This is a genomic window from Paraburkholderia sp., assembly GCF_034668105.1.
Lineage (GTDB): Bacteria > Pseudomonadota > Gammaproteobacteria > Burkholderiales > Burkholderiaceae > Paraburkholderia.
On the sequence record NZ_JAXDPY010000513.1, the window covers coordinates 1 to 6,463 of the forward strand.

Sequence of the window (6,463 nt, forward strand, 5' to 3'; positions counted from 1 at the left end):
CGGCGGCGGGTAGAAAAACGCCATCTGTCGGCGGCGCATGACCCATATCCCCTGTCCCTACCGGTGGATAACCCTATTGCGCCCAAAGTTATCCACAGATTCACTGAATAACCTTGTGGATAACTGGTACTTTTGCCTTGTCAATCAAGCACGCTTCCGGCTTAGGACGTTTTGAGGCAAACGGGCGTTTTTTCACCCACTTCACGGAGTATCGGCAATGACTCAGAACTATGCAGGGAAGTCACACGACGAAGCCGTGGCCGCTCGAAAGAAGCAGAAGCAGCGGTCGCAAGAACAAGCCGGCGGCGAAATGGCTGTCGACGGTACCGAAGCGGACGCGGTTCATAGCAGCGGCGAGCTATCCGAACAGGGCAAGGCAGTGTGGCGCCAGGGCGGTGGCATGGACGGCGGCGGGAAAATCTGATCCGGTAGCGGCAGGCGTTGATGCCGCACCGGGTGAGTCGCGGCGGCGCGGCAATTTTACCGTGACGCCACGTCGGGGCGCCCGCGTGTTTGCAGACGACGCGTTATACGCGTCTTTCTTATGCCTCGGGGACGGCAATGTCCCCGTCTACCAGCTGCCAGCCGTACGTTTCGGCGAATAACTGGGCAGCGTCCGCATTCTCAAAAAAGGGCATGTCAGCATGGCCCTGAAACGGGTAAATCACGCGTTCGTCGCTCAAACGGGTCACTTTCAGCGTAGGCACCGTTCCGCTAGATGTGCGACGCGACGACACCGCGACCTGATAGTTCGCGCGGCCGGTGAGCGGCGTGGAATGCGCGCCCTGCGAGCGCCTGGAAACATGGCTTGCCATCGGTGCTCGCATCAGAGTCCGGCGATCGACTCGCCGGCAACCATGCCGTCGATCACCCGCTCCGCGTAACTGGCTGATGCAATCCGCGCGTCGCCTGCCGCGCCGAATGGCGAACGGCTCGGCACGCGGAAAACGCGGCTGGTGGTCAAGGTGTCGTCGGTGCCGCGCCGGCAGATTCGCACTGCGGCGTCGAAGCCCGAGTCGTAGTGGCGGGCGCCATCGGGAGAACGCGGCTGGTGCGGATAGACCAGCGGGTAAATCTCAAGGCCCCGGTAGCTTCTGATTGTATTGCTCATGGTGGTCGTCTCCGGTGAAGGATCTCGCGTGAAGCGTCGCTGTGGGTTCGGCCTGACGCCGGCGAGTCGCGGCGTACCAGCGAAAAACAAGGTGTAAGTCGGACGATGTGCGTAGACAGCGGCTGCTTCTGGCCGGCCGCGCCGATGACATCGCAAAGCAAGAGTAGAAGGAAAGGACCCTGTTCGATTCAGGGCGCTGTGATGAGAGGCTGATGCCTGAGAAGCTGCGTAGACGCGCAGGCGAACTGCAAGCTGTTGACTCACTGTAACACGTTGGAAGAGTGAGCATTAGACGCATTTACGTGCCGGGCGCGGGTGTTGCTTCGGAGTGCCGCGTATTGCGTACCGTTTTCTTTCTGATCCCGCTCGAACGCCGATGGAGCGGGCGTGCGGCCATGTTTCGCGGCGGTGTTGCAGGCCCGTCGAATGTTTGGATCAAATGCAAAAGGGGCGCCTTGATAGGCGCCCCTTTTGAGCTTCGAGAACGTTCTCGTCAACAAGCGGGAGCCGGGCAGATAACCGGCCAACCCCTCCGACGATCAGTTGCCGAAGAACACGTTGCAATACGATGCCGGGCCGTTGCATTGGGCCGGCGCAGCAGCGTGGGCTACGCCCGAAGCGGCGGCAAACAGAGCGACGGAAGCGATCAGGGCGGAAAGAATGCGTTTCATGGTGCTACTCCTCTTTGGCGTTTGATTCGCGATCTGGGTGATCGATGGAGTGAAGAATAGCGATCCAGCGTCCGCCTAAAAACACCGAAGACTAGAAGATATTTTTTCAAGTATTGAAATAATCGAGGCAGGCCCGTTTTTGACGGACAGGGATATTCTGGCGGCATGCCTAGCGCTGCGTCTATATTCAAGTTTCACCGTCGCAGCCCTGATTTCATTTTTCGCAATAATGTTTTTTGCGGTTTGCGCTGTTGTCATAAAGCCCGTTGCGGCACGACTAAGATGGTCAGGTCATATTTAGCTGGCGGGCACATGTTCAATACCGATTCGCTTGCGCAGGAACGTGCGGGAGAATGGCGCACACGCCCAGGAACCGCGCGAAGGTACGCACTTGCCTATGAAACACAACGATTCACGAGAAAAACTGCGGCAATCACGATCGCGGCGAAGGGGCTTGGCATGTCGCAAGTAAGCCGGCCAGCGTTCGACAATCCCGCCTATCTCACGCAACTGCGGCGCGACCTGTTGCGCTTCGCCCGTTTGCAACTACGCGATGCCGCGGCCGCCGAAGACGCGGTCCAGGAGGCCTTGGCCGCCGCCTGGACGCAAGCCGACCGATTTGACGCGCAATCGGAGCATAAGACCTGGGTGTTCGGCATCCTGCGGCACAAGCTCATCGACACGCTGCGCGCCCGGCAGCGCACGGTGAACCTGTCGGCGCTCGAATCCGAAATCGACGGCGAGGCGCTGCTCGATCGCGAACTCTTCAAGGACAACGGCCACTGGTCGCGCGAGACCAAGCCGCAACCTTGGCCGACACCGGAAACCGCTCTGCGTCAGCAGCAATTCTGGACCTTGTTCGAGATGTGCCTGGAACGTTTGCCCGAGAACATTGGGCGCGTGTTCATGATGCGCGAATTCCTCGATCTCGAAACCGAAGCGATCTGCGCCGAACTGCAAATGACCGCCAATCACTGCAGCGTACTGATTTACCGCGCGCGGCTGCGCTTGCGCACTTGCCTGAGCGAAAAGGGCCTGTCCAGAGAGGATGCGAATGGGGAAATGTAAGGACATCACGCGTCTGTTGTCGGACGCGCTCGACCGCTCGTTGACGACCGGCGAATGGGTCGCGATCCGGCTGCATCTGCCGATTTGCAGCGGCTGCCGCAATTACCGCAAGCAGATCCGCCTGTTGCGCGTGGCTGCGCACACGGTCAGCGGGATTGCGTTGCCGGGCGTGGATGAGCGCGAGGATTGACGTGGTGTTGAGTTCGGGCGGGGGCGTCGAATTCGCGGCCTCGCGGGCTATAGCAAACGGCGAGCGCATTGACCTCCGCCTTCAGTTATTGACTCGTTTAACGCTCGCCGGGCGGCGTGTGCCGATAACGCTCGAAGAAGTTTGCGTGCGACGTTTCGTCGATGGAAACGGGATGCGCTTCGGCGCGCGCCGGATGTTTGGCCAACTGCGCGCGCGTGCGGATCGGCCGATGCTGGAAATTGCCGCCGCAGTTCGGACACACATTGCGCAGCGTGCTGAGCGCGCACACTTCACAGAACGTGCATTCGTACGTGCAGATCATCGCGTCGGACGCGTTCGGCGGCAAGGATTTGCCGCATCCTTCGCAGGACGGTCTCAGTTCAAGCATGGTGGGGCTCCGCGTTGACAGGGGAGCGAGGTCTTGGACTGCACCTCGCTATGCCGAAGCAGTGTAAGCGGGCAGCGGCATGCGGAATGGACAGCAGAGCGTCAATTCCTGCCACCGGCTGCTCCTCAGGCCGTGCTCAGGTCAGCACAGTCCACAATACGAACGTCAATGCAAGGCCAACGACAGAGACAATGGTCTGCAGCACCGACCAGACCAGAACCGTCTGCTTCAATTGCAGGCCGAAGTATTCGCGCACCATCCAGAAGCCCGCATCGTTCACGTGGCAGAAGAACACGGAACCGGCGCCGATAGCGAGCGCCATCAGCGAATTGTGCGTCGCGCCGAGACCCGCGACGACCGGCGCAACGATACCGGCCGTAGTAGTGGTCGCGACCGTCGCGGAACCGGTGGCCTGGCGCAACGCGACGGCGATCAGCCACGCCAGCAGAATCAACGGCATGTGCGCACCAACGGCGATCTTGCCGATCGTCGTACTGATGCCGGCCACCACGAGCGCCTGCTTGAGTCCACCGCCTGCGCCGATGGTCAGCAGCAGCGCGGCGATCGGCGGCAAGCTCTTGCGCAGAATGCCGCCGACCCGGTCGCGCGCCATGCCGCGCGACCAGCCCAGCGCCACGACCGCGAACAGCACGGTGAGGCCGAGTGCGACCAACGGTTCACCCAAAAAATCGAGTGCGTTGAACAGGAAGGTCTCGGGTTGAAGCAGAAGTTTGGCAACCGTGCGGCCCAGCATCAGCACGACCGGCAACAGGATCGTGCAGAGCGAGATGGCGAAACTCGGCGGCTCGCCGGTGTTTTGCGGCGCGGTGAAAAGCTTGCCCATTTCTTCCGGCTCGACCACGTGCATCCGTTTCGACAACCAGATGCCGTAGACCGGGCCCGCGAGAATGACCGCCGGAATCGCGACGATCAATCCGAGACCGAGCGTCAGGCCGAGATCGGCGTGCAGCGCGCTGACCGCGATCAGCGGACCGGGATGCGGCGGCAATAGCGCATGCAGCGTGGTCATGCCCGCGAGCGCGGGAATCGCAATCCGCAGGATCGGCTGCTGCGAGCGGCGCGCCATCACGAAGATGATCGGCACCATCATCACCAGACCGACCTCGAAGAAGAGCGGCAAACCGACGATGATCGCCACCAGCGCCATCATCCACGGCAGCGTGCGTGGCGTGGAATGTTTGAGGATGGTCGAGACGAGTCGGTCGGCGGCGCCCGATTCGGCCATCAGCGCACCGAGCATCGCGCCGAGCGCGATGATGATGCCGACGTCGCCGAGTAACGCCCCGGCACCTTTGCTGAATGCGCTGGCTACTGCTTCCAGCGGCAGACCAGCCGAAAATCCCGCCGCGAACGTGCCGACCAGAATCGACAGAAACGGCGCGAGCTTCAGCACGCTGATGAAAATGATGATCAGTGCGAGCCCGAGCGCGCACGACAAAATCAGTTGAGTGTCGTGGGATGACCACGGCGCGAGTGTTGTCGTCAGATGCACGATGTCCCTTTTTTCGATTGACGCAGCCGCGACTGCGCGCGGATGACGGATTGTAGCGGGACGCGGCGCCTTCACGCAGCCTGACGCGCAGCGGGGAAGCGCCGGTACGTCCAAGGCGCTTCGGCGTGATTTGCTTATGCGAATTTATCGGTTCGTCCAGGCTTGCGGACGAATTATTGTCGGAGCCAATCGGTCCGTTTTGCGTCCGTCTTTTTAACGAGCACTTTTATGTCCCATCATCCGCTGCTCAAGCGCCGCGCGTTTATCGCCGGCGTGGGCGCCTCGCTGGCCGCTGCGGCCTTACCCGTTGTCTCCGCGTCTGTCTTCGCCGCGGATGCCCACGCGAAGGAATTTCGCATCGGTTATCAGAAAGCGGCCAACACGCTTGTGCTGCTGAAGGCGCACGGCACGCTTGAAAAGCGGCTCGCGCCGCTCGGCATCACCGTTAAATGGACTGAATTTCCCGCCGGGCCGCAGTTGCTCGAAGGCTTGAATGTCGGCGCGATCGACTTCGGCTATGTCGGCGAGGCCCCCCCGGTATTCGCCCAGGCTGCCGGCGCGAACTTTGTCTACACCGCTTATGAAATTCCGACGCCGCATGCCGAAGGTATCCTCGTCCATCAGGACGCGCCGATCAAAACGCTGGCCGATTTGAAGGGCAAGAAAATCGCGTTTAACAAAGGATCGGATGTTCACTGGTTTCTGGTCGCCGCGTTGCAGAAGAATGGCGTGAAGTACAGCGATATCCAGCCCGTTTTTCTGGCGCCCGCCGATGCGCGCGCGGCCTTCGAACGCGGTGCGATCGATGCATGGGCGATCTGGGATCCGTTCCTCGAGGCCGCAAAACGCCAGTCGAACGCGCGCTTGCTTGCCGACGCCGAAGGTATCGTGAGTCACCATCAGTTCTTCCTGAGCGCACGGCCGTTTGCGCAGCAAAACGGCGACGTGCTCGCGATCACGATGGATGAGGTGGGCAAAGAGGGAGCGTGGGTACGCGGCCACTACAGCGAAGCAGCCGCTCAGCTCGCGCCGATTCAAGGGCTAGACGCAGGCGTGATCGAAGCGGGGTTGAGGCACTACGCGCACATCTACAAGCCCGTCGACGCGAATGTACTTGCGGAGCAACAACGTATTGCGGACACGTTTAGCGAACTGCGCATCATCCCGACGAGGATTGTGACTAAGGACGCTGCGTTGCCTGAAAAGGCTTGAGGCATTCAGGCACTTGGGCCGCGATGTTTCGAGGCTTAGGCGAATAGCGCTTCGACATTTTCCGGCGGGCGGCCAATTACGGCGCGCCCGTTTCGCACGACGATCGGACGTTGCAGGAGAATGGGATGCGTTACCAATGCTTCGTATAACTGAGCGTCGCTCAGCGTGGTGTCCGACAGTTCGAGGGCTTTGTATTCGGCCTCGGTGGCTCGGATCATCTCGCGGACTGTGCAGCCTAGCTGCGCGTTGAGTTGCTTTAACTGCGCGACGGTGAGCGGCTGCTTCAGGTATTCGACGATTTCCGTTGCTT

Annotated in this window: 10 protein-coding genes; 4 read left to right on the forward strand and 6 right to left on the reverse strand. The window is 60.9% G+C overall.

What is annotated here, in order from left to right; genetic code table 11:
• Positions 1-217 precede the first annotated feature (217 nt).
• Complete coding sequence (locus QOC89_RS22895; RefSeq protein WP_323047103.1) at positions 218-424, forward strand: hypothetical protein; 207 nt, start codon at positions 218-220, stop codon at positions 422-424.
• Positions 425-542: 118 nt separating this feature from the next.
• On the opposite strand, the gene QOC89_RS22900 is transcribed toward QOC89_RS22895, so the two are convergent.
• The 3 genes from QOC89_RS22900 to QOC89_RS22910 all read right to left on the reverse strand — a co-directional run bounded on the left by QOC89_RS22900 (position 543) and on the right by QOC89_RS22910 (position 1,782).
• Complete coding sequence (locus tag QOC89_RS22900) at positions 543-815, reverse strand: DUF6723 family protein (RefSeq protein ID WP_323047104.1); 273 nt, start codon at positions 813-815, stop codon at positions 543-545.
• An 11-nt stretch (positions 816-826) separates the two neighbouring features.
• Positions 827-1,111 (reverse strand): hypothetical protein, encoded by a 285-nt coding sequence (locus QOC89_RS22905; protein ID WP_323047105.1) that lies wholly within the window; start codon positions 1,109-1,111, stop codon positions 827-829.
• Between the two features lie 539 nt (positions 1,112-1,650).
• Entirely contained in the window at positions 1,651-1,782 is a 132-nt protein-coding gene (locus QOC89_RS22910; protein ID WP_323047106.1) for a hypothetical protein, read from the reverse strand.
• 459 nt (positions 1,783-2,241) lie between these two features.
• Between QOC89_RS22910 and QOC89_RS22915 the strand changes: the two genes are divergently transcribed.
• The gene (locus QOC89_RS22915) at positions 2,242-2,850 is read left to right on the forward strand and encodes an RNA polymerase factor sigma-70 (RefSeq protein ID WP_323047107.1); all 609 of its coding nucleotides are present in this window, start codon (positions 2,242-2,244) and stop codon (positions 2,848-2,850) included.
• Positions 2,831-3,040 (forward strand): zf-HC2 domain-containing protein, encoded by a 210-nt coding sequence (locus QOC89_RS22920; protein ID WP_323047108.1) that lies wholly within the window; start codon positions 2,831-2,833, stop codon positions 3,038-3,040. Before QOC89_RS22915 ends, QOC89_RS22920 begins: the two co-directional genes overlap by 20 nt.
• Before the next feature lie 97 nt (positions 3,041-3,137).
• Here QOC89_RS22920 and QOC89_RS22925 read toward each other — a convergent pair whose 3' ends face one another.
• The gene (locus tag QOC89_RS22925; protein ID WP_323047109.1) at positions 3,138-3,428 is read right to left on the reverse strand and encodes a DUF1272 domain-containing protein; all 291 of its coding nucleotides are present in this window, start codon (positions 3,426-3,428) and stop codon (positions 3,138-3,140) included.
• Between the two features lie 136 nt (positions 3,429-3,564).
• Positions 3,565-4,941 carry a gluconate:H+ symporter gene (locus tag QOC89_RS22930; RefSeq protein WP_323047110.1) on the reverse strand — a complete coding sequence of 459 codons (1,377 nt, stop codon included), beginning with the start codon at positions 4,939-4,941 and terminating at the stop codon, positions 3,565-3,567.
• A gap of 228 nt (positions 4,942-5,169) precedes the next feature.
• Here QOC89_RS22930 and QOC89_RS22935 point away from each other — a divergent pair, with 228 nt between their 5' ends.
• Complete coding sequence (locus QOC89_RS22935) at positions 5,170-6,153, forward strand: sulfonate ABC transporter substrate-binding protein (protein WP_323047111.1); 984 nt, start codon at positions 5,170-5,172, stop codon at positions 6,151-6,153.
• Positions 6,154-6,188: 35 nt separating this feature from the next.
• Here the strand turns inward: QOC89_RS22935 and QOC89_RS22940 are convergent.
• Positions 6,189-6,463 (reverse strand): ArsC/Spx/MgsR family protein (locus tag QOC89_RS22940; RefSeq protein ID WP_323047112.1); only part of this gene is annotated, 275 nt, incomplete at its 5' end.